The 26,827-nt window shown below is 54.8% G+C and carries 21 protein-coding genes; 13 read left to right on the forward strand and 8 right to left on the reverse strand.

The features are described from left to right. Positions 1 to 10: 10 nt before the first annotated feature. Together SH573x_RS24610 and SH573x_RS24615 are read right to left on the reverse strand one after the other, a co-directional pair. Entirely contained in the window at positions 11 to 343 is a 333-nt protein-coding gene (locus SH573x_RS24610; RefSeq protein ID WP_479350642.1) for a hypothetical protein, read from the reverse strand. A gap of 502 nt (positions 344 to 845) precedes the next feature. Next, positions 846 to 1,547 (reverse strand): RluA family pseudouridine synthase, encoded by a 702-nt coding sequence (locus tag SH573x_RS24615; protein WP_479350644.1) that lies wholly within the window; start codon positions 1,545 to 1,547, stop codon positions 846 to 848. A 272-nt stretch (positions 1,548 to 1,819) separates the two neighbouring features. Between SH573x_RS24615 and SH573x_RS24620 the strand changes: the two genes are divergently transcribed. Then, the gene (locus tag SH573x_RS24620) at positions 1,820 to 3,247 is read left to right on the forward strand and encodes a DUF6513 domain-containing protein (protein ID WP_479350646.1); all 1,428 of its coding nucleotides are present in this window, start codon (positions 1,820 to 1,822) and stop codon (positions 3,245 to 3,247) included. Between the two features lie 145 nt (positions 3,248 to 3,392). On the opposite strand, the gene SH573x_RS24625 is transcribed toward SH573x_RS24620, so the two are convergent. The 4 genes from SH573x_RS24625 to SH573x_RS24640 all read right to left on the reverse strand — a co-directional run bounded on the left by SH573x_RS24625 (position 3,393) and on the right by SH573x_RS24640 (position 6,700). Further along, positions 3,393 to 4,079 carry a paraquat-inducible protein A gene (locus SH573x_RS24625; protein WP_479350648.1) on the reverse strand — a complete coding sequence of 229 codons (687 nt, stop codon included), beginning with the start codon at positions 4,077 to 4,079 and terminating at the stop codon, positions 3,393 to 3,395. A 146-nt stretch (positions 4,080 to 4,225) separates the two neighbouring features. Continuing rightward, positions 4,226 to 4,909, reverse strand: coding sequence for an FHA domain-containing protein (locus tag SH573x_RS24630; RefSeq protein WP_479350650.1), 684 nt, complete (start codon positions 4,907 to 4,909; stop codon positions 4,226 to 4,228). A gap of 108 nt (positions 4,910 to 5,017) precedes the next feature. Next, a complete protein-coding gene (locus SH573x_RS24635) occupies positions 5,018 to 5,764 on the reverse strand; it encodes a metallophosphoesterase family protein (protein WP_479350652.1) in 747 nt (248 codons plus the stop codon). A 177-nt stretch (positions 5,765 to 5,941) separates the two neighbouring features. Continuing rightward, the gene (locus tag SH573x_RS24640) at positions 5,942 to 6,700 is read right to left on the reverse strand and encodes a metallophosphoesterase family protein (protein ID WP_479350654.1); all 759 of its coding nucleotides are present in this window, start codon (positions 6,698 to 6,700) and stop codon (positions 5,942 to 5,944) included. Positions 6,701 to 7,004: 304 nt separating this feature from the next. Here SH573x_RS24640 and tsaB point away from each other — a divergent pair, with 304 nt between their 5' ends. The 12 genes from tsaB (at position 7,005) to SH573x_RS24700 (ending at position 21,531) form a co-directional block, all read left to right on the forward strand. Then, positions 7,005 to 7,823, forward strand: coding sequence for a tRNA (adenosine(37)-N6)-threonylcarbamoyltransferase complex dimerization subunit type 1 TsaB (gene tsaB / locus SH573x_RS24645; RefSeq protein ID WP_479350655.1), 819 nt, complete (start codon positions 7,005 to 7,007; stop codon positions 7,821 to 7,823). A gap of 93 nt (positions 7,824 to 7,916) precedes the next feature. Continuing rightward, positions 7,917 to 8,996 (forward strand): RDD family protein, encoded by a 1,080-nt coding sequence (locus tag SH573x_RS24650; RefSeq protein ID WP_479350657.1) that lies wholly within the window; start codon positions 7,917 to 7,919, stop codon positions 8,994 to 8,996. Further along, positions 8,993 to 9,985: a stage II sporulation protein M gene (locus tag SH573x_RS24655; protein ID WP_479350658.1), complete on the forward strand. Its 993-nt coding sequence runs from the start codon at positions 8,993 to 8,995 to the stop codon at positions 9,983 to 9,985. The genes SH573x_RS24650 and SH573x_RS24655 overlap by 4 nt, the downstream gene beginning before the upstream one ends. Beyond that, the gene (locus SH573x_RS24660) at positions 9,966 to 10,955 is read left to right on the forward strand and encodes a hypothetical protein (protein ID WP_479350659.1); all 990 of its coding nucleotides are present in this window, start codon (positions 9,966 to 9,968) and stop codon (positions 10,953 to 10,955) included. Before SH573x_RS24655 ends, SH573x_RS24660 begins: the two co-directional genes overlap by 20 nt. Further along, positions 10,952 to 11,860 (forward strand): DUF4129 domain-containing protein, encoded by a 909-nt coding sequence (locus SH573x_RS24665; protein ID WP_479350660.1) that lies wholly within the window; start codon positions 10,952 to 10,954, stop codon positions 11,858 to 11,860. The genes SH573x_RS24660 and SH573x_RS24665 overlap by 4 nt, the downstream gene beginning before the upstream one ends. Continuing rightward, on the forward strand, positions 11,857 to 13,248 hold the full coding sequence (locus tag SH573x_RS24670) for a hypothetical protein (protein WP_479350662.1): 1,392 nt from the start codon (positions 11,857 to 11,859) through the stop codon (positions 13,246 to 13,248). The genes SH573x_RS24665 and SH573x_RS24670 overlap by 4 nt, the downstream gene beginning before the upstream one ends. Before the next feature lie 36 nt (positions 13,249 to 13,284). Then, complete coding sequence (locus tag SH573x_RS24675) at positions 13,285 to 14,259, forward strand: AAA family ATPase (RefSeq protein ID WP_479350663.1); 975 nt, start codon at positions 13,285 to 13,287, stop codon at positions 14,257 to 14,259. Positions 14,260 to 14,382: 123 nt separating this feature from the next. Then, positions 14,383 to 15,804 (forward strand): DUF58 domain-containing protein, encoded by a 1,422-nt coding sequence (locus SH573x_RS24680; protein ID WP_479350665.1) that lies wholly within the window; start codon positions 14,383 to 14,385, stop codon positions 15,802 to 15,804. 39 nt (positions 15,805 to 15,843) lie between these two features. Next, the gene (locus SH573x_RS24685) at positions 15,844 to 17,019 is read left to right on the forward strand and encodes a M20/M25/M40 family metallo-hydrolase (protein ID WP_479350666.1); all 1,176 of its coding nucleotides are present in this window, start codon (positions 15,844 to 15,846) and stop codon (positions 17,017 to 17,019) included. Between the two features lie 29 nt (positions 17,020 to 17,048). Further along, the gene (locus tag SH573x_RS24690) at positions 17,049 to 17,357 is read left to right on the forward strand and encodes a (2Fe-2S)-binding protein (RefSeq protein WP_479350667.1); all 309 of its coding nucleotides are present in this window, start codon (positions 17,049 to 17,051) and stop codon (positions 17,355 to 17,357) included. A 215-nt stretch (positions 17,358 to 17,572) separates the two neighbouring features. Continuing rightward, positions 17,573 to 20,710, forward strand: coding sequence for a beta-propeller domain-containing protein (locus SH573x_RS24695; RefSeq protein WP_479350669.1), 3,138 nt, complete (start codon positions 17,573 to 17,575; stop codon positions 20,708 to 20,710). A 152-nt stretch (positions 20,711 to 20,862) separates the two neighbouring features. Continuing rightward, positions 20,863 to 21,531, forward strand: a complete 669-nt coding sequence (locus SH573x_RS24700; RefSeq protein WP_479350670.1) for a class I SAM-dependent methyltransferase — start codon at positions 20,863 to 20,865, stop codon at positions 21,529 to 21,531. Here SH573x_RS24700 and SH573x_RS24705 read toward each other — a convergent pair. Continuing rightward, on the reverse strand, positions 21,528 to 22,883 hold the full coding sequence (locus tag SH573x_RS24705; RefSeq protein ID WP_479350672.1) for a TolC family protein: 1,356 nt from the start codon (positions 22,881 to 22,883) through the stop codon (positions 21,528 to 21,530). The genes SH573x_RS24700 and SH573x_RS24705 overlap by 4 nt on opposite strands. A gap of 338 nt (positions 22,884 to 23,221) precedes the next feature. Further along, positions 23,222 to 26,629, reverse strand: a complete 3,408-nt coding sequence (locus SH573x_RS24710) for an alkaline phosphatase D family protein (protein WP_479350673.1) — start codon at positions 26,627 to 26,629, stop codon at positions 23,222 to 23,224. Positions 26,630 to 26,827: the final 198 nt, after the last annotated feature.

The following is a 26,827-nucleotide window of genomic DNA, read 5'->3' on the forward strand; positions in this document are numbered from 1 at the left end:
CCGATCATGCCTACGGACCGATCATAATCGTGCCGGGCTCTGCGTCGAAGAATTCGCCTTCGATGATCTGGGCTTCGGGCGAGACGACTGTTTCTGGCGTTTCAACCAGATCCCAGGAGTCGCCATAGTTGCTGCCGAATTCAACTGAGCTACCGACCTGGTACGCGCCTGCGTCGCTCAGCGTCGAGCCCACGCGACCGCATGTCGGGTTGCCTCGCTGCCATTTTCCACCCACTCCGCCATAGTCCCACATGTGTCCTGGACTGCACATCGTGCAACCAACGGAACTCGTCCAAGCGGCAATACCTAACCACAGGACCATTGAGGAAGTTCTTGACATCATGCTACTGTCCGGGGGAGGAACGAAACCAACCGTCGTTCTCTTATCGGCAGCTAGCATTGATTAGGGTGAGTTAAAATGAAACGATTACGCGAACTTTTCTGGATGCTCTGTTTGCGTTTTCGACGAGATGGACATCGACAAGTGGCTCGTTTAACCCGTGGCCGAAGGCTAGGCAATCGAAGGAGTACACGCTGCAGTGGTTATTGTCCATCTTGAGCGCGCTGATGCTCAGGGGTAAACGCAGCGTTTGGTTAGAGGGTGCACCTCGCCGAAGCGGCTACGGGTTAAACGCGTTTAACCCGTGGCCGAAGGCTAGGTGACCGAAGAGGTTGAGGTAGCAGCACCAAGTTGCTCCATTAAGCAAACAGTCGCTCAGGGGTAAACGCAGCGTTTGGTTAGAGGGTGCACCTCGCCTGGCGGCTACGGGTTAAACGATGGCCGAAGGCTAGGCGAACAAAGGAGCACACTGGCGATTGGTTAGCGGGTTCACCTCGCCTGACGGCTACGGGTTAAACGAGAACGCTTGCATTAACGGCGTCCATGCATCGGGCAGGGGGGCGGCGACGCTCACGAGTTTGGCGGTTTGAGGATGACGGAACTCCAGCCGACGACAATGCAGAGCCAAGCACTGGCGGTAGCCTTCGGGGTCGAGCGGCCCGAAGGTTTGATCGCTTCCGTAGCTCCAGTCGCCGACCACAGGCCAGCCGCGGCTGGCCAGTTGCAAACGGATTTGGTGCATGCGGCCGGTTAACAGTTCGACTTCGACCAGCGTGTAACCAGCTTGCCAGGCTTTTGGCTGGACGATCATCTCGGCCAACCGGGCACCTTCGCTGTCGGCAGCCACAATCTCTGCCAGTGGCTTTTCGGGAATCTTCCGCAAGTAGTCGGCCATGGTCTGCTGCTGGGCAGGCATGGTGCCCTGAACGATAGCCAGGTAGTGTTTGCCGACTTTGCGACTTTGAAACTGTTCCCCAAAGCGTTTTAAGGCGCGTTGATTGCGAGCCAGCAACATGGCTCCGGAAGTTCCGCGATCCAAACGGTGCGGCAGACCGATGAAGGGCCGACCAGGATGCGCATCGCGCTGGGCTAGTTGTTGCACGACCAACTCTTGAACATTCTCGATGCCAGGTGCACTTTGCGAAAAGAGCCCGCTAGGTTTATTGATCACCAGAAAATGCGGTTCTTCCAGCAAGATGGTCAGCATACTGCGGTCAATGAGTTAGCAGGCGTTGATTAGAGTAAGTGATGGGAAGTGAAAATTGTTTATGGCAATGGATAACATGAGCGCAAAAAAATAACGAGGAGTCCCGGCCACGAAAAACAACAAGGACGACAGTTGTTTTTCCACGAACTCCTCGTTACAGCCTCTTTTTTTAGTATGTGTTGTGAATAGGTCAAGATGGAAACCGATTTTTCTGGCAATCTCTTCGCGTGTCGCAAGCCTTGTGACATACTAACGCGCTGAGGTTTAGCAACATGCAAAGTGACTCTGCAGTGACTCCCGATACACACATTCTCTTCGTTACCGGACAACTAGCGCAAGGTGCTGTGCGTTCGGTCGTCGAAGAGCTTGCACTGAAGATCGGTTTCAAATATTCGATCGCTGTCTTGCCGATAACGGTTGCTGCGCTGATGACTCCGAAGTGGTTGCTGCGCAAGTTAGAAGTGCCCGGTGGTATCACGCGCATCATCGTACCGGGCTATCTGGAATCGGGACTGGAGGAGCTGCGACTGGCGCTGAATGTACCGGTGGATTGTGGCCCGCGCGACATTCGCAATCTCGCTGAAATATTCGGAAAAAAACGGGAAAAAATGAGTGAGCTGACCGAGTACTCGATCGAGATACTGGCAGAGATCAATCACGCGCCAAGCTTCACGCTCACGCAGTTGATTGCCCATGCGCAAGCTCTGCGTGAACAAGGCGCCGATGTGATCGACCTGGGTTGCACACCGGGTCACACTTGGCATCAAGTCGGTGATGCCGTGGTAGCGCTGCGCGAGAGTGGCCTGCGTGTATCCATCGATTCGTTTGATGCAGATGAAGTCGCTCAAGCGTGTCGCGCGGGCGCCGAAATCGTGCTCTCAGTCAATAGTACCAATCGCGATCAAGCGCTCGATTGGAACGCCGAAGTGGTGGTGATTCCAGACACGCCCGACGAAGAAAAAAAATTTTTCGAAACGATCGATTTTTTACTCCAACATGGGCTGCGCGTGCGCTTGGATCCGATTCTCGAACCTATTGGCTGCGGCTTTGCACGCAGTCTCGAGCGTTACGCGCGCGTGCGCTTGCGCTATCCAACACTCCCGATGATGATGGGTATCGGAAACATAACGGAACTAACCGATGCTGATTCTGCCGGCATCAATCTGTTACTGTTGGGCATCTGCCAAGAGTTGCAGATTCACAGCGTGCTGACGACCAACGTCATCAATTGGGCTCGCACGAGTGTGAAAGAATGTGACATCGCGCGACGGATGGTGCACTACGCCGTCAAACACAACGTGCCACCCAAACGACTCGACGATCGTTTGGTCACTCTGCGCGATGGCAAGCTGAATCGGTACAGTCCGGAAGTGATAGACGAATTGGCCGAGTCGATCGTCGACCGCAACGTGCGATTGATCGCTCAAGATGGAATCATTCACTTTCTAGCCGCCGGATTGCACTTTCAAGGCGCCGATCCGATGAGCCTATTCAACGAAGTCCTGGATAGCCCCTTCGAAAAATACATCGACGCCAGCCACGCCTTTTATTTGGGCTTTGAAATGTGCAAAGCGCTAACTGCTTTGACGCTCGACAAGCAATACGAACAAGACGAACCACTCCGTTGGGGCTATCTCACCCGGGCCGAGAAATCCCACCGGCTGAAACGCCGCAAGCAAACCAAAGACGCCCCCCCGTAGCCGAAGTCGCCAGACTTTGGACGCTACGCGATTGTTTCTGCAATCCAAGATCCAATCTCTGGCGAGATCGGCTACGGACTGTTTGCAATCGCCCGCAACATTTGTTTCTGCAAACCAAGGATCCAATCTCTGGCGAGATCGGCTACTAAGACTCTTCCCAGATGGCGTGGGGGTCGAACATGGCGGACGCTATTAGGCTCATCACTACGCACAGGACAAACGCCCAGACGGCGGGTCCTAAGCTGAATTGAACGAGGTCACCCAGCTTGACCAGCGTAACCATCAACGCCAGCAGCAGCACATCCATCATGCTCCAACGTCCAGCCCACTCAACGACGTGATACACCCAAGCCCGATGTGCTTTGCCAGTCAGACTGAGCCAACTCAATTCCATCAAGGCCAAGATCTTCATGAGAGGAATGATGATCGAGAAGATCAACACGACCAGGCCTACAAACCAACTACCGTGCCATAACAAGTCGATGGTCCCGCCCAACAAGCTGGCCTCGTGATGATGGCCAAGCTTTTCAATCTTGAGTATCGGCAAAAGGATCGCGGGAAAGTACAACACGAGCGCACCGAGTGACGCAGCCAGGCACCGCGAGGCACTTTGCATCCCACTGCGATCATCGGCATCGACAATGGAGTTGCAGCGAGAACAAACCGCTTCCTCCCCGGCCGCCATCGGCGGCACTTGATGCACCAGCCCACAACAGTGACAAGCTCGCAGATGATTCTGTGGCATAGCCTTCCAGCCTGTGTAAATTGTGGCATAGGCTTCCAGCCTGTGTAAATTGTGGCATAGGCTTCCAGCCTGTGTAACTTGTGGCATAGGCTTCCAGCCTGTGTAACTTGTGGCATAGGCTTCCAGCCTGTGTGCATGGTAGCACCGAAACGCTTGACGCGTTCCGCTACACCGAAACGCTTGACGCGTTCCGCTACACCGAAATGCTTGACGCATTCCGCTGCGGTTGACCCTTACAAACCCGTCTCACGGTCTGGAGGATAGATGCTCTGCGGATCTTCGATGGCGCGAATCAATTGCGCTAGTTCGGTTTGTGTTCGAATGAGACTATGCCAGCAGCGGAAGTCCATGACGACTTTGCCGGCTTGTTCATCGACCGAGGCGCTGTCGAAGACCACGCGCAGGCCTTCGTGTAAGTGATCGAGCAGTTCGCGCAGTTCAGCAGCCTGGCCGGGCGACATGCCTTTGGGCAGGCAGGGGTCATTGCGACTACTGGCGCTGCGAGTGCGATCCATGTCGGTACTCAGTTCGATATCCTCGACGTCGCTTCCGCTGGCCGAAGTGGTCGAGCCGCGTTGAGCCAAGGAGCGCGTGGGTTCATCGCTGAACCACTCGGCCACTTGTTCTCGTGTGCCGACGATCAGGACGGTACGGCCTATCGAAATGGTGTCACCGTAGCGCAGAATTTTCAGATTGCAGGGATGGCCGTTGACGCGTGTGCCGTTGGTGCTGTCCAGGTCGGTCACGACCAGTCGGCCGTCATCTTCCTGAATCTTGACGTGAAAGCGGCTGACTCGTTCGTCGTTGACTTGAACTGAGTTACCTTCTTCGCGACCAATCGTGATGGGTGGACGCAACTCCGCGTAGACCCGGCCGCGATCCGAGCCAGTTACGACACGCAAAGTAATCGTTTGCATCCGATGGTCTCAATCTTGTCAACAAAAAACAAATGTAGGAACAGTTCGTTCTACCGTAATTTTGCATCACGAGCACGCGCTAGGCAATGATTGTCAGGCTGGATTCGCCTATTTGCCCTCGAACAAGCGGTCGCCCAGGAAGCGTTCGAGTTCTCCGGTGGCAAAAATCTTCTGGGCGGTCTCGGCCACGTTGTACTCGACGCGGCGGAAGTGGATCCAGGGCTCATCTAATATCACATAACAACTTCGCCAGTCGCCGTCGCGAGGTTGCCCAACCGAACCAACATTGACCATGATCTTCTCATCGGTCATTTGAAAGGCATGGTTGATTTCCGTCGGCGAATGGAACTTCATTTCCGACGTAAAGACACCGGGCACGTGCGTGTGGCCTTGGAAACAGACTTTCTGCACCATCGAAAACAGTTTGTCCATCTTGCGGCGATTGTGAATGTCTTCGGGGAAGACATACTCGTTGATGGGATTGCGCACCGACCCATGCACGAACAGGGTCGCACCTTCGCGACGCACACGCGGCAGTCGCGCCAAAAACTCCAATCGCCGTCGGCAGTTCTCGGCTGAATCTCCCGACTCTAGCTGTTTGCGTGTCCACAGAATGGCTTGTTCGGCGGCACTGCTGAAGCCTTCTGGATCAAAGAGCGCTGCCAGATCGTGATTGCCCAGGATACAAGCGTCAAACTTGGCCACCACATCGACGCACAATTGCGGATCGGGACCATAGCCTACGACATCACCCAGGCAGATGATCTCTTGACAGCCCTGAGCTTCAACATCGCGCAGCACGGCCTGCAGGGCAACATGGTTGCCGTGAATATCACTAAGAATGGCTCGACGCAAAGCACTGATCCCTGGGCACTGATTCCAACCGACGATAGATCCGGGGCCATCACGGCGCGGATGCTGTGGTAGGCAGAAGGTCGGCCTTAACAGTTTAGAGGGACGGCTGCTCGGGCGAAAGCAGGGTGGCTGGGGGCAAGTCGGGCCGATAGAGCTGATTTCTCCCCCAGGTCGAAATCAGCGGCCACCTCTTAGGCGATCACCCAGCATGTCATCCAGGTCATCGATGTCGTAGATCTTCTGGATCGTACTCTCCAGATCGTACTCTAGTCGCCTGAATTCGATCTCGTGTTTGCGATCATCCAGAACGACGTAGCAAGCCCGCGGATCTTCGTCGCGGGGCTGGCCGACCGAGCCCACGTTGACCATCAGCTTTTCATCGCCGTATTGGTATTTGTATTCGCACTTCTCTGGTGGGACAAACTCGCCATCGGTCGTGAACACGCCCGGGACATGCGTGTGACCTTGGAAACTGAGGTGCTTGATCTGGTCGAACAGAATCTTCATGCGATTCTGATCGTAAATCGTTTCGGGAAATACATACTCATTGGTCGGGTCGCGCGGCGAACCGTGCACGAAGAGAATGTTGCCTTCTTGGCGTTTCTTGGGCAGTTCGCTCAGAAAATCCCAACGTCGATTGACCACGCTGGCTCGCCCGGGCGCGCGATCCAGCACGTCACGCGTCCAATAAATCGCCTTCAAGGCCACAGGGTTGAAACCCTCAGGATCAAACAGCGCCGCCTGATCGTGATTGCCCAGAATCGTCAAGTCCGACTTTTCGATAATCAGATCCAAGCATTCGCACGGATTGGGACCGTAACCTACGATATCACCCAAGCAGACAATGCGATCAACTTTTTGCTTCGCGATATCCGCCAGCACTGTGGTAAGAGCTTCTAGATTGCTGTGAATATCACTGATCAACGCCTGGCGCACAGTCGGTCTCTTTTGTTGGGTTTAGCTTCGAGCCAAAGGCAATATTCTATCGTCTGGCTGCAGGAAAGGACGCTGCTGGATCGACTCGAAGGTCGGAAAAATAATGGTTGTTCCTCTAGGGATGTTAACAGTCTACCGGAGACTGTACATTTGCACCCGGTGCGGAAAGGCTCCACTACCAACAATTAGAACACCTCAGATGTAGCTTTTTCGTCGCGCCGGCCCCTCTAAATTTCAGTTCAAGAGGTGGCTAAAACGAAGGTGCGGCTTTCTACACTCCTATAACCTGAACAATCGTTACAGCATGTCCAGTCGCTGGCATTTGGCCATTGAATGTTCTTCCCTAGGCGGCTCAGTTGCCTTGCTGGTTACTGAAAGTGCGCAATGCGAACACGGGCTGGAAGCCCATGCCACAGAGGAACAACTGGTTGTACAGCAGATTTTGCCCCACGCCGGGGGTAGCGTTCGCTCTCTCGCTCCCACGATTGAAAACGTGTTGCAGCACGCCCAAGTCAAACCCGCCGAGTTGCAACTGATCAGCGTGACCAACGGACCAGGCTCTTTCACCGGGCTGCGCGTCGGACTGGCCACCGCCAAGATACTGGGCTGGGCACATAAAATTCCAATCGCGCCAGTCGACACTTTGGCAGCCATCGCTCTGCGCTTCGCGCAAAACCACTGGTCATCAGACTCGACTTCTTCAACCAGCTTGCGGCTGGTGGCTGCCATCAATGCCTTTCGCAAACAGGTATTCACTTCCGCTTGGTTGGTCGGGTCCAGTCAATCGCAACAACTAACCGAAGACCAGTCGTCCCGCGTCTGTGATGCTGACCTGTGGCTGCAGAGCCCGTGGCAGGGCCGATCGGCAGCCAGCCCATCGGCTGAATCCTCTAGGGACGAAACCGTATGGGTCAGCGGCTCAGCCCTGGATAGCTACTGGAAATTTCAATCTGTTAATGTCCAGCTGGCTGCAGCCGAGTTGTGGCAACCCTTGGCTCAACAAGTCGCCCACTTGGGTTCCAAGATCTTTCGGGACGGCAAATGCGTCACGGCCCAGCAACTTTCACCCAACTACATTCGAGCCAGCGCCGCCGAAGAAAAGTTGGACCGCACACAAACGTAAGTACGATTGCCGCGCGTTGACCTTGAGTTGCGATGCAAAAGTTAAACGCGACCGGATTTGCACGGGGCTGGCTCTTGTGGGACAATTGGACACATGCATCAACACCATCGAAAGATCGACTGTGTCGTACGTGTGGTTACGCCGGAAAACATCGAGTTTGAATATATGGTGGCAGGCCCGTTCCAGCGCGTGCCCGCCTTCCTGGTCGACTTTGCGCTGCGCGCGTCCGTCTTTGCATTGGTAGTGTTCATCAGTGCGTTGGTCGGTATGCCCTTGGGGGCCTCGGGACCGCTGATGATGACCGCTGCCTTGTTGGGTTTCTTTGTGCTCAGTTGGCTCTATGGAACTTACATGGAGTCACACTTCAACGGTCGCACGGTTGGCAAGATGGTTTGTTCGTTGCGAGTCATCTCGGCCGATGGTCGACCGATCAATGGCTCGCAAGCTGCCCTCCGCAATCTGCTGCGGATGTGTGATTTCGCGCCACCCTTAACGCTAACGCTGTTGATGCCCAGTGCGCCACCGATCGCGCTGTTGCCGACGTGCCTGGTGGGACTGGTGGCCATGACGCTGACGACGCGCATGCAACGCATCGGCGACCTGGCTGCCAATACGATGGTGGTTTGGGAAGGGCGACGCGGGTACAACACCAATCTCCAGCCCGAAGATCCTCTGGCGTATGCGCTGGCCGAGATGATCCCTCCTACCTTTCAAGTCAGTCGGACCCTGGCCCGAGCAACGGCACTCTATATGGAGCGTCGCACGTTTATCAACACGCAACGTCGCGAGGAATTGGCCAGCCACCTGGCTCAACCACTACTAAAACAGTTCGAGATGCGCGATGACACCAGCGCCGACCTCTTGCTTAGTGCCATCTACGTCCGCATTTATCAAAGCGAAGATCAGCGATTGGCTAAAATCACTGCGGCCAGAAAGAAAGGCCAACTGCCTACAAGCCAGCAAAACCAGTCGATCAAGATCCAGGCCAAGGCCGCACCATCAACTGCGGCAGTGTTGACTGCCGACATTTTAGATGCTGACATTATTCCGGAAAAAGTCGCGTCGGATAATACCGCATTTGATAGTCTTGCGCGAGAAGACGAAGACATAGTGCCTGCTTCAATCGTACCGCCCCGTGAAACGCTGGATACAAAACGTGGAGGTTCGTTATGAGCTTACTGGCCGAGACCATTGCCAAGCGTAGAGCCGACTGGGATCGATTAGAGGAACTTCTGGGTCTGGTAACCAGCGGCGGATTATACAAACGACCAGCTAGCCAAGTGGTCGAGCTATCTGAACTTTATCGTCGCGCTTGCGCGGACTTAGCGATGGCGGAACAGTATCAACTTTCGCCTTCGATGGTCGAGTATCTGCATGCACTGGTCGGCCGCGCTCACAATACACTTTACGCCTCGCAGCGTTTTCAATACCGACGCTGGTTCGATCTGGCCTTCAAAGTAGTGCCGCGTGAAATCTATCGAGATCCTTGTATACAAGTCACCAGCCTGCTGTTCTTTGGACTCTTTGCGCTTTCTGCCTATCTGAGCTACGATCAAGAAACTTTTGAGTTGTTTGGTGAAAAAGTGCTTGGTCCAGATGCGACCCAACAGCTACAGGAAGACTTCGGCCAAGAGATGGGTAGGTCGCCGGGCACGAGCCTGATGATGGCCGCGTATTACATCCAGCACAATACTGGTATCGGCTTTCAATGCTTTGCGTTGGGACCATTGATTTTGCCTGGGCTATTTGCCACCGTCTTCAATGCGGTCTTGTTGGGCTCGACCTTTGGCTTTATGGCTCGGGGCGACGTGGATGGTGGTGAACGCTTTATGGAGTTTGTGACAGCTCACGGTGCGTTTGAATTGACGGCCATCGCTCTGGCAGCTGGCATTGGTCTGCGCATCGGTATTCGCGGCTGGCTGTTTACTGGCGGTTTAACCCGCACCGCTTCGTTTCATCGCGAAGGCAAGCGGGCGATACCGATTATCAGCGTGGCTGGCGTGTTGTTCTTTTTGGCGGCGCTGACGGAAGGATTTATATCGCCCAGTAACTTGCCTTATGGATTAAAGGCACTGTGGTTGATCGGCTCCAGCACCTTGCTGATGTTCTATTTTGCGGTCCTAGGTTATCCGGAGCCCGAACGTGCAATTGGACAAGACTGAAATTGCCATTCGGGGGCGCTCGACACTGGAACTGTTGGATCTGAGTTTGCTCGTGATCCGCCGGTACTGGCGACCGCTATTGACCAGCAGCGCTCTGTTGGGCCTGCCGCTCATTTTTTTAAACGTCGCCCTAATCGCATGGATGATTGGCCCCCAGGGGCAATACGCACTTTCCGAACTAGAGCAACCGGAACTGGCTGCGCACAATCGCTACTTGATGCATTTAATTGCACTGTGGTTTTTAGAGTATCCCTTGGCCTCGCTCCCGGCTACGCTGCTGATCGGAAAAGTGATTTTCTTCGAAGAACTGTCGTATCGTCAATTGCTCAAGGAACTCAAACCTATCGCGTGGCGGGCAGTCCTGATTCTGGGTGTTTTGCGGGCGGGCTTGATCGGATTAGTACTGGAGCTATTCATTGGTCACGACGAACCGTTTGACCCCTTCGTTGAAATTGTATTGTTGCTGCTATGCTGCTGCGGTTGGGCGGCGCTTCGGCGAGGGGCCGCTCCCTATGCGCCCGAGATCCTGGCTCTGGAAACTTGCAGGCTGAAGGCCCGCAAGAAACTAGAGCTAAGTTACTGGCGTCGCTCCAGCAGTTTGCACACTCCAATACTCGGCGATTCCATTGGTAGGCTGATGACCTGCGGTATCGTGACTGCCGCCCTGGTCTGGATCTTCTACTCAGTGACGTTGGTCGGAGATTTTGTCGGCATTCGTCAAACGAAGATCGACTTTCTCAATTCTGTGCTTTCCAATCACATGCTGCTGACGATCGTACTACCCTTGATGATGTGGTTGGCCAGCATCTACGCCACCGTGTTTCGATTTCTTACCTATCTCGATTCGCGCATTCGTTTGGAAGGCTGGGAAGTCCAGTTGCAACTAAAAGCCGAACGCAGCCGCATCCTGGCTCAGATGAATATCACTCCGGAAGGCCAACCTCTGGATGAAGAGGTACCCGCCCTATGAATCCTTCTACGTTGACAGGCGCCACACGCACGACGCATAGGCCGCACGCGCTGCACCACATGCGCATCGCAGTATTGATGACGCTGATGTTAGTCGCAGGCATGCTGCTAGCCGGTTGCACCAAGCGGGCGGCCAATTCACAAGAGCGGCAGCAGCGGGCAATCGAAACTCTCAAAGGTCGCCCGTGGTTCGATTCGGAAAAGGTTGCTTATCGTCCACCGCCGGTATCCAACGAGTTTGACGATGCGATGCGTTCCACCGGTTGGGAAGCAGCGCCAGAAGCAACCAAGCCGACACCACCACCAGCAGCCAGAGTAAACTGGTCCGGATTGGGCGATGGCCTGGGCGCCTTGGTCTGGGTGATTTTAGGTATCGCGCTTATTGGTTTGGCGCTGCTGTTAGCCTCCATTTCAATGAAGAGCTGGGATCGAAGTAAGCTTTCGCCCAAGCGCTTCAATCAAATTGAGATCGATCCCACGCGGGTGGTCGATCTGCCGTTTGCCGCCGTCGAAGAGATGCGCGATCCATTGGAACGCGCTCGGCAGTTGGCCAAAGCGGGAGACTATAATTCTGCAGTATCGTTTCTGTACGCTTACATGCTGTTGGCGTTGGATCGAGCTGGCAAACTGGTGCTGCATCGCGGTAAGACCAATCGCATGTACCTGCTGGAACTAGGCGCCGATCGACGGCTGCGTGATTTCTTGACGCCAGCTGTTCTGGCTTTCGAAGATGTGTACTTTGGTCGGCACGATATCGATCAAGCTCGGTTTATGAGATTGTGGCAATCGCTGGATGAATTTCACCGCGAAGTCGCCATGATCATGGAGGCGCAAATTGCAGCCCAAGCCGCCACTGCTATCAACAGCTCCCCGGCACCTGGTACACAAGAGGTGTCACGTATATGAACCAATCGGTAGGGAGGTCCCTTCGCTTAACATCGGTCAGTCGGTTGCTCTGCTATGTGACAGCCGTATTGTTTTGCGCCAGCCTGCTGGCCGGGTGTGGCATGCCCAACATTCCGACCAGCTACGGATCAACCGAGTATCCCGAGAAGCTCAATAGTGTGAACGGCTTAGGGGTTCTCGAAAAACTCTGCATGCAATCGGGAATGCGGGTGATGAACGTCTCGCGTTTATCGCCCCGACTGAAACGCGTGGATTGTCTGATCTTGGTCGGTAACGGTTTCGCGCCGCCGGCCAAAGAAGCTCGTGACTGGATGGAGCAGTGGCTGGCCGATAAACCAGGACGAACCATCCTGTACTTTGGTCGCGATTTCGCTGCTGAAACCTACGTCTACGGCAAGACTTTGGATGCGCAGCCACCGGAAAAGGCCGCCCGGGCGAAATTCGATTTGGCCCGGGCTCAATCGCAATTGGATCGCGAGTTGTATTCAAACGTAGACGAGGATGTATTCTGTCGCTGGTTCACTCTGCGCAGTTCCCAGCCCGCGCGGACGATCACCCAGTTCGAAGGACCGCTTAGTCACTTGATGGGCGACGCGGCCAGTTGGCCCGTGCGTGTTTATTTGGATACAGTCGATCCTGAACTGCAAGCCAGTCCACCCACCTGGCGCACCAGTACGATGACGCCCGCCTTTCCCTTCCCTACGTTCCGACGCCGCACCACCAAGCAGAACCAAGACAAACCCACGGTCTTCACCTCATTTTGGACTTATACCGACATCAACGACGATGAAACTTGGGAAAGCGAATGGGACAAGACCAGCCAAGCAGAGGTATTATTGTCGGGCGAAGACGGCACGCCTTTGGTAACCGAACTGACCAATGAGCGGTTTGAAGGCAGTCGTATTCTGCTGCTAGCCAACGGTGCGCCGCTACTGAATGCGATGTTGGTCGAGCCGCACTTTATGAATTTGACCTCACACCTGGTTAGTCAGTTGGAGCCCGGTAGCCGAGTCGCTTTTCTGCCATTTAATTCGGGCATTCAAGTCAGCCAAGTTCCTGACGATGAAGACCAGGTCGCCGGTTTGAGCGTGCTGATCACGTGGCCCTTGAACATTTTAATGGCCCACCTGGCTCTGTTGGGCGTCCTTATATGCCTGGCCTTGTTTCCCATTTATGGTCGAGCTCAAAAACTGCCCGAGAGTTCGACCAGCGACTTCGGACAACATGCTGAGGCGTTAGGATTAATGCTCTCGCGCACGCGCGATATTCAGTTCGCCGCTCAATTATCGGCCGATTACTTGCGAATAGTGCGCGGCGAGTCGCTGCCCAACTGGTTACAATCGGCCACGACACCGACCCAAGTTGCCAATCAAGCGGACAAACCGTAAATCACCAATGATTCATTTTTCAATCAGCGCAATCTCTTGCTCGTAGAACAGGCACCGATGCGATCCACCAAAGAAGTGTTCGAAACCGTTTCTCAAGAGCTTCACAAGATTTTTATTGGGCAAGAAGAACTGGTGCTCACGACCCTCGTGGCCTTGATGTCCGGCGGCCATATCTTGATTGAGAGTTTGCCGGGGATGGGCAAGACTCTCTTTGTGCGTTCGCTGGGCACGATCCTGGGATGCCGCTTTGGCCGTATTCAATTTACTGCCGACTTGATGCCCAGCGATATCACAGGCGCGCCTCTATTGGATATGCGCACTCAAGAATTTCGCTTTCGGCCCGGGCCAGTATTTACTCAGCTACTACTGGCCGACGAGATCAATCGCTCGCCTGCAAAAACTCACGCCGCTCTGCTGGAGATCATGCAGGAGTATCGCGTGACGGTCGATGGCACTAGCCATCAATTGGAACGACCCTTTCTGGTGCTGGCCACGCAAAACCCGATCGAAAGCGAAGGCACTTACAATTTGCCTGAAGCTCAACTGGATCGTTTTATGTTCAAAGTGGTAGTTGAGTATCCCGGCGAACAAGAAGAAGAACGCATCCTCACGCTGCACAGCCAGATGATCGACTTGAACCAACGACTGGCGACCGAACTGCGACCGATCACTTCGCCCGAAGAGTTGCTGGCTATCTCTGCCCAGAACGCCAACATTCGCGTCGAACCCAAATTGGTCACGTACATCAACCAGTTGGTGCGCCAGACTCGCAAATGGCCCACGTTTCATTTGGGAGCCTCGCCACGAGCGGGCTTGGCCTTGATGCAAGGTGCACGCACCTTGGCCGCCGCGCGTGGTCGCGATTATGCGATCCCCGACGACGTGGTTGAAATTGTGCTGCCTGCGCTGCGGCACCGCGTCATCATGACCGCCGAAGCCGAAGTCGAAGGCCTGAAAGTCGATGACCAACTGCGACAACTTGTAAGAAGTATCGAAGTCCCCCGCTCGTGAGTATTGGGAGTGGATGGCAGAAGGCACGCCCAATTGGCCTGTGCTACGTCCATCAACCTGAACACGATGACTGTCCAAACATCAAAGCGGCGACTCGGCCGCCGCATTCCTTAAGAAAGCACAATGGAAAACGCTCCAGAGGCCTTTAGTTTCGAGCAGCTGGGTATCACGCCGTGGTCGGTGATGATACTGGCATTGGTCCCGCTGGTGCTGTTGATTCTATTGACTAGGACCTTTCCTACGCGGCGTTTGGCGGCAGTCTTTTCACTGCCTGTGATCGCCACGTTAGTCTTGCCGGTTATGCCCGCCTGGTGGTGGATATTGGTAGCGGGATTGGATGCTGCCGTCGTTGTACTGGCGGTCGTTGATTTACTCAGCATTCCGAAACTCGCCAGTTTGGATGCCCAGCGCACGATGGCTCGCGTGGCTTCGCTGGGTGGCTGGCATCCGGTGGAACTGGCGATGGTTTATCGCGGGTCGCGGCAGCTGAAACTAAAGGTTACCGACGATGCTTCCGACGGCCTGGTTATAGATCCGCCGTTGCACAAGTGTACTTTGCAACCTCGTACACGGACCGTGCTGCACCATCGCTTGATGCCCGGCAAACGCGGCGAGTTTCTGCTGGAGCATGTGTATCTAGGCCTGCTTAGTCGACTTGAATTGTGGACTCGCACCCGCAAATTGCCTGCTCCTGGAACATTGCACGTCTATCCAAATATCCAGCAGATCAGCGAATACGCTTTGCTGGCCAGAACCGGACGCCTCAGTTTGATCGGTGTTCGCAAGACACGACGAGCTGGCCAGGAAAACAACTTCGAACGTCTGCGAGATTATCAGGAAGACGATAACTACAAACACATTGATTGGCGCAGTACGGCTCGACGCCAGAAGCTAACGGTAAAACAATTTCAGGCAGATCAAAGTCAACGCATCATCTTCCTGCTCGACTGCGGACGCATGATGACCAATCAATACGAAGGTCTCAGCTTGATCGACTACTCGCTGAACTCTATTCTGCTGCTCAGTTATGTGGCTCTGGCCCAAGGCGACTCTGTAGGCCTGATCTGTTTTTCTGATCATATCCACAACTATGTACCGCCCGTGGGCGGCAAGCGACAGATGAATCGTCTGCTGCACGCCGGTTTCAATCAGTTTCCACGTTTGGTGCAATCTCGCTTTGATCAAGCGTTCTTGTATCTTTCGACTCATTGTCGGCGACGCTCTTTAGTAGTGTTGGTCACGAACATCATCGATCAAGTGAACGCTGACCAGGTTCAGAACTATATGGGCAATTTGATTGGTTGCCATCTGCCGCTGCTGGTGCTGTTGCGCGATCACAGTTTATTTCAGTACGCGGACAATCCGGCACCCGACGAGAGTGTCCTATATCGCAGTGCCGCGGCCAGCCAACTGCTATTGTGGCGTCACCATGTCATTCGCCGCATGCAGGCCCATAGCTGTTTGGCGCTGGATGTATTTCCCGAAGAAATGACCTCACCCCTGGTAAACAAGTATCTCGAAATCAAAGCACAGCATTTGCTGTGAGCACATGGACATGTCCATGTGCACGGAGACTACAACACCATGAACGAAGCGCGCGCAATCCGGCTGGTAACAGAATTAATGGCCATTCGCGGAACGAGTTGCGAAGAAACGCAAGTCGCGGAAGCGATCACCGAGTTTCTGAGCAGTTACGATGTGCCGGCCAGCGCGATCAGCTACGACACGGCTCATAAGAAGACGCCTCGCCCCGGCGCGATCGGCAACTTGATTGTCAAACTCTCTGGCTCTCGAGGGCGACCGCGCATCATGCTCTCGGCTCACATGGATACGGTGCCGATATGCGTGGGCTGCCAACCCAAACGGCAAGGGACGGTGATCCGTTCGGCTGACAAGAATACCGGGTTGGGCGCTGATGATCGGGCCGGAGTAGCCGCCGTGTTGATCGCCTTGGTCGAATCTCTGGAAAGCGGTCGCCCCATGCCGCCACTTACGTTGTGCTTCTTTGTGCAAGAAGAAATTGGACTGCAGGGCAGTCGCAGTCTCAACCCTGCCAAGCTTGGCAATGTAGCGATGGCCTATAACTTTGATGGCGGAAGTCCGTTGAAGTTGACCATCGGTGCCACCGGTGGTGAAAAGCTAAAGATCGTGCTGCACGGACTGGCCGCGCATGCCGGGTTAGCTCCACAAGCAGGCGCAAGTGCCATCAGCGCCGCCGGGCTGGCCATTGCCGCCCTGCAGCGCGGCGGTTGGCTAGGACTGGTGCGCAAAGGCAAACGCCAGGGCACCAGCAACATCGGAGTCATTCGAGGTGGCGCCGCCACCAATGTCGTTTGCGAGCGCGTCGAGATCGACGTCGAAGCGCGTAGTCACGACGCCGAGTTTCGCGATACGATTGCTTCAACCATAGAAACCGAATTCATGAATGCTGCGTCGCAAATCAAAAGCGATAGCGGTATCGCCGTGCAGGCCGAAGTCACGCGCCGCGTCGATTATGAATCATTCAAACTAGACGAGGATTCACCAGTCGTCACCTCAGCTATCGGCGCGATCACGACGCTCGGTGGGCAAGCCACGCTCGCCGTTACCAATGGTGGTGTAGATGCCAATTGGCTCGTCCGCCATGGCATACCTACGGTCACGCTGGGCTGTGGCCAACGCGACGTGCATACCGTTTCGGAATCCCTAGACATCCCAGATTTTCTGATGGCCTGTCGCATCGGCCGCGAGCTGATCTGGAATGCGGCTCAAAGCACGTGAGCGCGTTCACCTGATCACAAAGAATCACTATGCAACCTGACGATGAACTGTGTATGTGCTTTCATGTTTCATGGCGTAAGGTCATGAACTACATTCGCGTGCACAAGGTGCGGCGGGCTAGCTTGCTCAGCCAGTGTCAGGGGGCAGGGACCGGTTGTGGCTGGTGCCGCATATTTATGGAGCGCTTGGTCGAGCGCATCGATCCTAATCAGCCACCGCCGGAGGACTTGGAACAATGGCTGGCAGACCAATTGCCGACTTCCCAGGCCTACGCCAAACGTCGCGCCGGCTACATTGCGCGTGGGAAAATCCGTCTGGCTGAGGATGAAGAGGAATAACACACCACCCAATAGAGGTGGGCACGTGACCGTCAGGTTACCGATATCTGGCATTTTCAGTGGCTTTCGCGTAACAGAGGCGGGAACGATCGACCATAGAGAAGCAACGGAGCCGATTTCATACTGCGCTCAGTTATAATGCGTACCAAACAGTCGTAGTTTGGGACCATGCTGTTTGCCTCCTCCCTCAGGCGGCCCTAGCCCGACTCGGTGATATGATGAGTAGAAAACTTCGCGGACTTCGCCAGGCTTTGCGATTAGAAACGTTCGAACGACGCGAGCTTTTTGTTGGCGACTTAATGGTCTCTCCGCCAATCTTCGCGATTGAGCAAACACCTTCTGAGCGACTGGCTGCCTACGTCAACTCAAAATGGTCCGCCGATGGCCAATCCAACCAGTTGCAGCAATTCGGCTCACGAGCCGAACTGGATGCCAAGCTAGCAACATTGGTAACTCAGTACTGGCAGGGCGTTTTCGACAAGCCAGTGAATGAAGTAGGGGGAGGGTATCAACTGGCTTACCCCTTGATGTTCGACAGCGAACAGAACATTCAATTCCGTTCCCTGTCCGCCGATTCAAACTCACTAGCTTACACCTCATCTGCCACAACTGGCATGACCAACGTGCAAACTGTCGGGGTCGATGAAGGCGATATGTTCGAGGTGACAGCCGATGGATTTCTGTATATCTCGACGAGCGAAGGTATTGCCGTCGTGGATGTACGAGACCCTGCCAACATGACGTCCGCCCTCAAAACCATCGAGGGCACCTACGGCTCTAGCCTATTTGTTAGCGGTAATCGGCTGGTGCGTCTGTCCAGCGTTACGATAGAGCAGACTTTGTACGGCACACAAAACAAGCGATGGTTGGGCGGTACGCAGGTCGAAATCTTTGACATCACCAACCGACTTGCACCGCAGTCGATTGCCAGCTTTCAGTTTGATGGGCAGCAGGTGGCGGCCCGATTGCACAATGGACGACTGGCACTGGTTACGAACAGTTTTAATGCACTGATCTTGCCCGAAGTTGCTCACGCGAAAGGCAGCGATGGCATCGACCGCTTTGAATCAGCCAGCACTTATTTGGCCCGCAACCGAGACCAAATCTATTCAGCCATATTGCCCAATTATCAAAAGGGCACTGATGCTTCATCCCAGGATTTAGGCACATGGGAAGACGTGGCTATCGGTGCGGAGCAATTGCAATGGCGTACGTCCGTCGTGCGACTGGACATCAGCACTGCGACACCAAGCTTGATTGGCACAGAACTGCTCATTGGCATCAGTGATGTCAGCACCTACGTGACAGGGGACACGCTCTATTTGTATGGCGCGGTTCCTCAACTGTGGGTCAATAACTTTTCCCACGAAAGTTGGATCGGGCGTCCGTTTGCAATCGAAACCGAGATCTACAAATTCAACTTGACTGCCGACGGTGAAGTTAGTTTAGTTGATAGTACCGTGGTACCGATTTCGATACTGAACTCTCGCTGGATGAACGAACACAATGGCGTATTGCGAATAGCGGGGCGCAGCAGTTTAGGAGCCGATATCTACACTATCGGTAATTCGGGGGGCGACTGGAAAGTTCTCGGAAAGCTCGAGAATATTGCACCCGAGCAAATATTGCTGAGCGCGTACTTCGATGGTGAGCGTGCCCTAGTGACGACCGGCGAGAACATAGCCATAGTTCCTTGGGGATTCGATCCGCTACATGGTATCGATCTTTCCGACCCGACCAATCCTCGCGAACTGAGCGAACTGGTGATTCCTGGATTCACCACCTATCTCCAGAAGATTGATGAGACTCACTGGATTGGAGTCGGTTACGAAGCAAATTCATCGGAAAGCTGGGGCAATAGAGTGCAGGTGTCGCTCTACGAAGCCAGCGATTTGACTAATCCTCGCGTCATCGATCGCTGGGTGAGCGCAGATGCTCAGATGTCGCTGTGGGGCCAGGTCGATGCACTAGCGGTCAACTATGATGCCCAGACCGGACTGTTGACGCTGGGCTCGGTCGTCAATTCGGTGGACCTGAATTCACCGAATGCATTTCGTCAGCCAATTCTAAGGATCGACCTGACTGCGGCTGATCCTCTACGGGCCGTTGAGACCATTGCTTATCCTGAAGCGGTTAACCGCACGTTTGTATATGACGGCCATCTGTTCTCGATAACCAACAACTCCGTTATCGCACAGAAGGTGAATGATCTGAAGCATTCTGTCGGGCAAGTCTTCTTTACCCAACCGGCGGACATCTATTTTTATCGACAACTTTCGCCGGGTGAAACCTCGACGTTCTACTTGCTAGCAGGCTGGGACCCAGCTCTGTTCACTGTCGTATCGGTCGAAGCTCCTCAAGGGATTACAGCCTTTGTCGCCAGTGATGGGCAAATGACCGTTAGCGTGCCTGCAGATGCGCCCAGCCAGATACATCCAGTCATGGTCAAGTATCAATACAACCGAGGCCCAGTCACCACCATTCGCGCGAACATAGAAGTTTACAACCCAACTCCCACTCCGCCGCAACACAGCGATGCTCGCGCCAAGATACTCGCGCGGCTGGAGGATAGTAACGGACAAGTTGTTGACCAACCGCAGGCGGGCGACGAGGTGTGGGTCGTCCTCAGTGCGCAAGACCAGCGCACGTTTGCTCAAGGCGTCTTTGCCGCCTACTTTGATGTGACTTTCAACAGCAGCAACTTGACCGTTGTAGGCGAACCAGAGTATCTCAACGACTTTATCAATGGACGCATGGCTACGCCCAAAGCCAATGGATTCGTGACGCTGGGCGGCTTTGGTGATGCTACGACCGACTCGGCGGAACCGCAGGATGTCGTGCGTTTTCGCGTGCGGGTCACAGACGACCAGCCAGTTTCGCTGAGCATCTCGGCGGCCATTGGCATCGGCTATGAATTCCTGCTGTATGGCGAAGCCGGGGGACTGAAGGTCGAAAACATCACCGCGGCCACTCTCGGAAACACTGTGGGAAGTTTGGGCGCTGGCGAAGGCAACCCCGCTCATGATTTCAACGGAGATGGCATCATCTCTGGTCTGGACGTCTTGCAGATTGTCAACTACATCAATGCCGCCGATAGCACGTCTCGCCAAAACACACTCGCGGTCTCAACGGTCAATACCACCGACCTTGTTCTAGCATTCGACCTCACCGGCGACGGAAACGTAAGCGGCCTGGATGTCCTGCAAGTGGTCAACGCGATTAACGCACGAGGAATTCAGGCCACACGCGCAGCCGGCGAAGGCGAAGGGCTTGCCAATATAGCCTGGAGCGCAGTTGACCAAGTGTTTGCACTGGATCCAACTTCGGACATAATACGCAGGTCGCGGCGATAAACATCTGTCTCCTTTTGCTCCGCGAAAGGCAAGGACCTGTTGCGGCGCAGCCGTAGCAAATCAAATTCTGTTTGCGGAGCAGCCGGTAGCAGTGCAATGATCCTTTTGCGGAGCAAAAGGAGACAATACTCTAGAGTTGGAAGTATTCTTCAGTGTCACTGACCAGGCAACTTGAACCCGAATTGATGGACGATCCGCAGGAAGCGGTCACCTATGACCAGATGGACCATGCGGATGTCAATCGAATTTTCGTAGATGATCTACTCTCCGGTGGCGATATCGGTCACGACATTCTCGATCTAGGTACCGGTACAGCCCGTATTCCTATCGAGTTGTGTCGTCGCGTTGCCCAGTGTCGCGTGCTGGCCAGCGATGGGGCGGTGAGCATGCTGGATGTCGCCCGCTACAACGTTTCGGTCAATTCGATGGACTTTCGCATCCAATTGCATCATGGCGATGCCAAGGACCTCAAAATCGATGACGCGACTTTTGATACGGTCATCTCGAATAGTTTGATTCATCACTTGCCCGAACCGCAGTCGGCCATCGCTGAGATCGTCCGCGTGACGCGCCCCGGTGGGCGCATCTTCCTCCGCGACCTGGCACGTCCGAACTCGCAAGCAGAAATTGACGAACTGGTCGAGCGCATCACCGGCGGTGAAACGCCCGAAGCTCAGGCCATGTTTCGCAACTCATTACATGCTGCCTTAACATTGGAAGAAATCCGAGCCCTGGTAGCCATACACGGCATCCAGGCCGAAGATGTCCAGATGACTAGCGACCGTCACTGGACTTGGAGTAGCCGTCTGCCGACGAGCTAACGCACCAGCCAGGCCTCGCCTTGGCAACATCGCTGGGAAAGCTGGCCCACGGCCTCCGCCAAGTCGATTTCGGCCAGCTTGGCAGACAGTTGGCGAGTTACCAACGTGGAACGAGCCGTTAAGAGTTGGCTGCGTGCCAGGCTCATCTCGGCCCCGCGTGCATCGCCCAGTTGCTCCAAACGCTCCAGGGCCGCAATGCGTTGATTCCATGACTCAATAACTGCCTGCGCGATCTCCACCCGCTCGTAAGCCGTGTGGAGGGCCGCACACTTATCGCAGACATCTTGCTCAATGCGCAAACGCAACGCTTGGACGGCCAGTCGCAACTCTTGTCGAACTTGCGAAAGTAGTTCGTCACCATGCATCGCAATCGACAGCTTCTCAAATAAATTCAGCGACGGCATTTTCAGCGTTGGCATGTTCACTCCAGCGCCCACCAATGGTGTTAACATGCTGGCCACACCCCGCACGGTTTCGCTGGTCAAACACTGACACAACTGAACGAGCGCTTGATAATCCTGGCGATGTTCCAGGGCGAAAGTTCGCAAGCGATCACAATCGATCGGCAGTGGTTGGATATCCAGTCCCTCCACGACTGCGGTCCGCAGATCGCTGGCACAGCAGGTCAAACGCAACAGCGCCGAGGCCAGCTGACCATCGGCAGCTTGCAACTGCACTTGTTTGTCCAACAGTTCCAGCCGCTGACGCACGAGTTCCGTGGGGTCGGCAATCGACACGCCTTTGTCGATAAGCGCCTGTTGCACTGCGACTTGCTGCTGTTGAAACTGCAGCGCTTCATCGACAATTTCCAACTGCCGTCGATTGGCGATCCACGAGTAGTAGGCACGCAGCGCATTGGCCGCCGCCACATCGCGTTGCCAGGCCGCCTGGCGTCGCAAGAATGCGGCTTGCAGATTGGCTAACTCTTCATCGCTACGCCGACACTTCTCAGCCTCCAACAGCAGGGTCACCGCCCGTTGCTCGAGCAATTTGGCTAGCGGAAAACAGCATGCAGCCTGACAAGCCACCTGGTGCCCACTAAGTGTGGCATAGGCTTCCAGCCTGTCTGTGGCATAGGCTTCCAGCCTGTGTGAATTATTGGCTTCCAGCCTGTGTCCTGCATCCAACCCGGCCAGCCTAACCACCGGTTCATCCGCCCGCAGTTGCTCGGCAACCTTTTCGAATTCAACTACCTGGACTGGATCAGGCTTTAGCCCACTACGACTGGCGACTGCGGTCTGGTTAACTTGCGCAGACTTTACCGCTTGAGCAAACGCCAACTGATTGCCGAGCGCGCAGAGGCTCACGCAGACAGTTAGGTTCAGTATCAAATGCAAGCGTTTATGCACCATAGTGCGAATGGTCCGTCCGCGCGGAATTCTCTCGGCTTTCGGTGTAGATCGAATCTGCCGGGTGGCGCCGTTGAGTTTCTACGCGAGCATGCCTGCAGTGTGGCTTGCGTAAACCTTAACGCATGGGGAAATAAGGTGTAAGGTGTAAGGTGGACGGTCACCTCTCCATGCGCAGCATGGGGAGGTCGAATCGAGCCGTGCGAGATTCGGGAGGGGTCTTGGCAGTAGAGATGATTGGTACCGCAGGTGTCTTGCCTGGTGCTCTGCCCCCTCCCGCAGACTTCGGCTAACGCCTTGTCTGCGACCTCCCCCAGCTGCGCCGGGGGAGGTGACGGTCACTACTCCTTACTCCTCAAAACAAACTCGTGTTTTTGTTCGCCGTAAGGATCGCGGTGTGTCAGACGCAGTTGAGCGGGTTGGCGCTCGACGTCCAACTCCAGTTCCAAATAGCCGCCGCCCACGCGCAGGAACTGGTGTATCTCGCTGCGGAAGTCGTCGGGGTCCCAGCCACCAGCATGGCGGTTGGTCACCGGTCCGACGGAGAATTCGTTAAGCCCAGTGGCTGGATCGCGACTGTGGTATTGCCAGTGCCGGTCACCGCACACGACAACCAGATTTTCAAATCGACTCAACAGTTGTCGTACGTGTTTTCCCTCAGCGGTGAAGGCTGAATTGGAATGGTTGTCGCCTTTGTTATCGCGATCGGGTCCCACAATCGGCGTGGGTGAGACAATAACCTTGAAGGTTGCCTGCGATTGTGCCAGCGAATCTTCAAGCCACGTCAGTTGCTCCGGACCCCAGATGGACTTATCGGGCCCATCTTCGCTGGAATTTGGATCACGAAAGTCGCGTCCCTCCATCAGCCAAAGTTGGAGGTCACGTCCTAACTGAACTGTACGATAAGGGATCGCTGGTAATCCGGTTTGCTCACGAAAGATGCGTTGCCCATCGGCGAAGGTAAACTCGCGCGTCCAAGGCAAGTATTGTCCCGGCCAAGAGTCATTGACGTAGGTATCGTGGTCATCTTTCAGAAAGAACGTCGGCACCTGGCGATGAAAGTTGACATGCGTGGGCAAAGAGTAAGTGCACTGCCAATGATAATGAGCCAACGCAGCGCTGCGAGCGAGCTTGTCGTAATAGACAACATCGCCCGCCAGGATAAATACATCGGTCTTTCGATGCAGCAGCGTACGATACAAATCCATGCCATGTTCGCCATCGCGATCTTCAAACTCTTGGCAAGTCCCGATCGCTATGCGCAGATGGCGACTCGCATCTGGCAAAGGCCATGTTCGAAAGCTGGCTGACTGAGTGGAACTGATTTCCTGGTCACCCAACGCTCGCGTTAGCGTTTGCAATTCATATTGGCTGTCCGGCTGGAGATCGCTCAAGCGGAATAGATGGGAGTAGTCGGTCTGGGCAGTGACCGGTGTCCACGGAGTTTCTAACCATGATTCAGACCCCGTGCGGCGATAGCGTACGCGCAGTTCCGCCGAAACGCCAGGGGCAGCGTAGCGCAGACCGGCCGTACCATCTTGAGGCAGAATCGGATGGCGACGCTGTTTAGCTTTTGTCTCAGGTTCATCGGCAAACTCGACCGTGGGTTGATCGCCCAAGTTGGGTAACATCCAGCGTGTGGCTCGACACCATACGGTAATGCCGTTGGCCTGCGGCTCAACCAGTCGCAGCCCAGTGGCTTGCTGTGGCCATGATGCCGTGTCGATTAACAGCTGATGATTTTGGTCGTAGCCCTCGCCAACTTCGCTGGGACTGCGAGTCGTATTTTCGATAACATCGAATGTGCTGCGAGCAGTTTCTATCAGGCTCTGCAGCGACAGGTGGCGTGCCAGGCCAGGCAAGACGGGAGCCAAGCGCCAATCGTATGGATAGTCGCGCAAGACTAACTGCTTGATTTGCTTGAACGCTACATCACTAGCGCTAGCTCGCAGCGCGACCAGCGCTGCTAGCGGAGCGTGTCTGCCATGCCCAATGATTTGCCACTGCGATGGCAGTGCCAGTTTGAGTCCATCTTCTGATGGGTTACGAGCCAGGTTAGATAACCATGTTAGTTGAGACACCATATCCGCTAGCGCTAGCGTCTCGGTGGACTCGCCCAACAAATAGAACCGTCGCTCCAAGTGTGTTCGCTCGCGCACCGAAAGTCCTGCTGCGGACCAGAGTTGTTGACTGCGTGGCAATAGGAAAATGTGGAGCCTATCTGGCTCATTGGCGAATTGACTAACTAACTCGGCTTCGTTCTTGAGTACGGTCTCGATGGTCGAAGGCTCAATGTGTTCTTTCATCCAAGCGCCCACATGAATGGCAACGCTTTGGTTTTCACCAACAGCAGAATCACCAGCCTGGAGCATTAACATGTGCGATCGCCAAGAGTCGTTGTCGCTAGTTTGCTGTGCAAACCACCGATAGTTCAGCTGGTTGACGCTGCCTTGTTCCTGCTGTTGATACTGATGGGACAGGGGGCTGGGATGCAGCGTTTCCAGCTGCGAGGCCAACGCTCCGGCCTCGGCAGTTACCTCTGGCGTATTTGACGGCACGAACCACGCGGACAAGTCGGAAACATGTTGATCAAGGGGAGTCTCTTGTTGGAAGACTTGCAAATCTCGGGCTTCGAGTTCTTTGCTGGCAGCCCGCTCGACCAACGGTGGTTGATCAGTTAGATGGGTTTGCAACCAACGGAACGCGCCGACTTGTAATTCTTGAGTGTCTTGATGAGGACCTGGTGTCAGCAGCAAACCAAATTTATTGGCTGCGCCCAAACGCGCGTACAGATCAGCCACGTCATGATGCACGCGCATCACGCCATCGAGCGGGAAAATGGTATCGTGATCGCTATTGGCCAACATTAGCGGCCGCGGCGCAATGAGCGCTGCCAAACGATTGTAATCCCAGCCGAAGTAATTGATGAAGTACATGCAATCGCAATGACCTTCTACGCAATCGTCGACAATATGATTGCGCAAATCGGTAATGCCAGCCACAGGCACGGCCACTGCGATGCGCGGATCCAGGGCGGCGGCGAACCAACTATACGCGCCGCCACCACTGCGCCCGGTGATACCGATTCGATTCTTGTTTACGTTTGGCAATGATTCCAAAAGGTCGATGCCGCGAATTGCATTCCAGGCTTCGACACCGGCGGGTGTGAAGCCGCGCGAGATCCAATCCCAGCGGCCAAGTTTGTAAGTGCCATGATGTTCGCCATGCATCTCGCCCAGTTGAATAGTGTCAATGGTCAGACAGACCAGACCGTGACGCGCCAGCCAGATTCCATGATGATGGTAGCCCGTCTTGTTACCTAGCAGTCTGCCTTGATCGCGCACGTTGGCATGACCACAAACATACAACACAGCTGGCCAACCGCTCGCAGGCGGAGCCGAGGTGGGTTGATAGAGATTGGCGGTTACATAGAGACCGGGTCGCGACTGATACGACAACTTGGTAACTCGATAATCGTCGCGCGCGAGCTCGCCGGTCGTTTGCACAGCCAGGTCTGTGCGCTGTGGCCATGGCGACAAGCCCAACATCTCTTGCAATTCAGCCCGCCACTGCAACTGAATCTCTGGCCAGTTGTCCGGTTTGATCTGCTCAATGGCTTGCCGCGATTGTGCTTCGATGTGCTGGGTGCGTTGACGCAAGTAGTCGCGCCATGGCTCGTCAGCCTCAAGCGGCCTGGCCGCACCATGTCCAATCAACACTACCAGCCCGATTACAAGCAGTCGGCACATGTTCCCATCCTCCTACGCACTGCTAAGCACGTGGACGCGCCCACGTGGTTAGAAAACAATTGCATCATTTATAGCAACTATAAATGCCGGAATTCGGGTGACAGAGTGTCACAGGGCGTCAGAACGCGTATCTTGGTCAGTATTACGACCAGACACCTGCGGCAAAATTGACTAGGATGAATTTAGTCGCAGGGTCTT

The organism is Rania fehmarnensis (assembly GCF_056494185.1).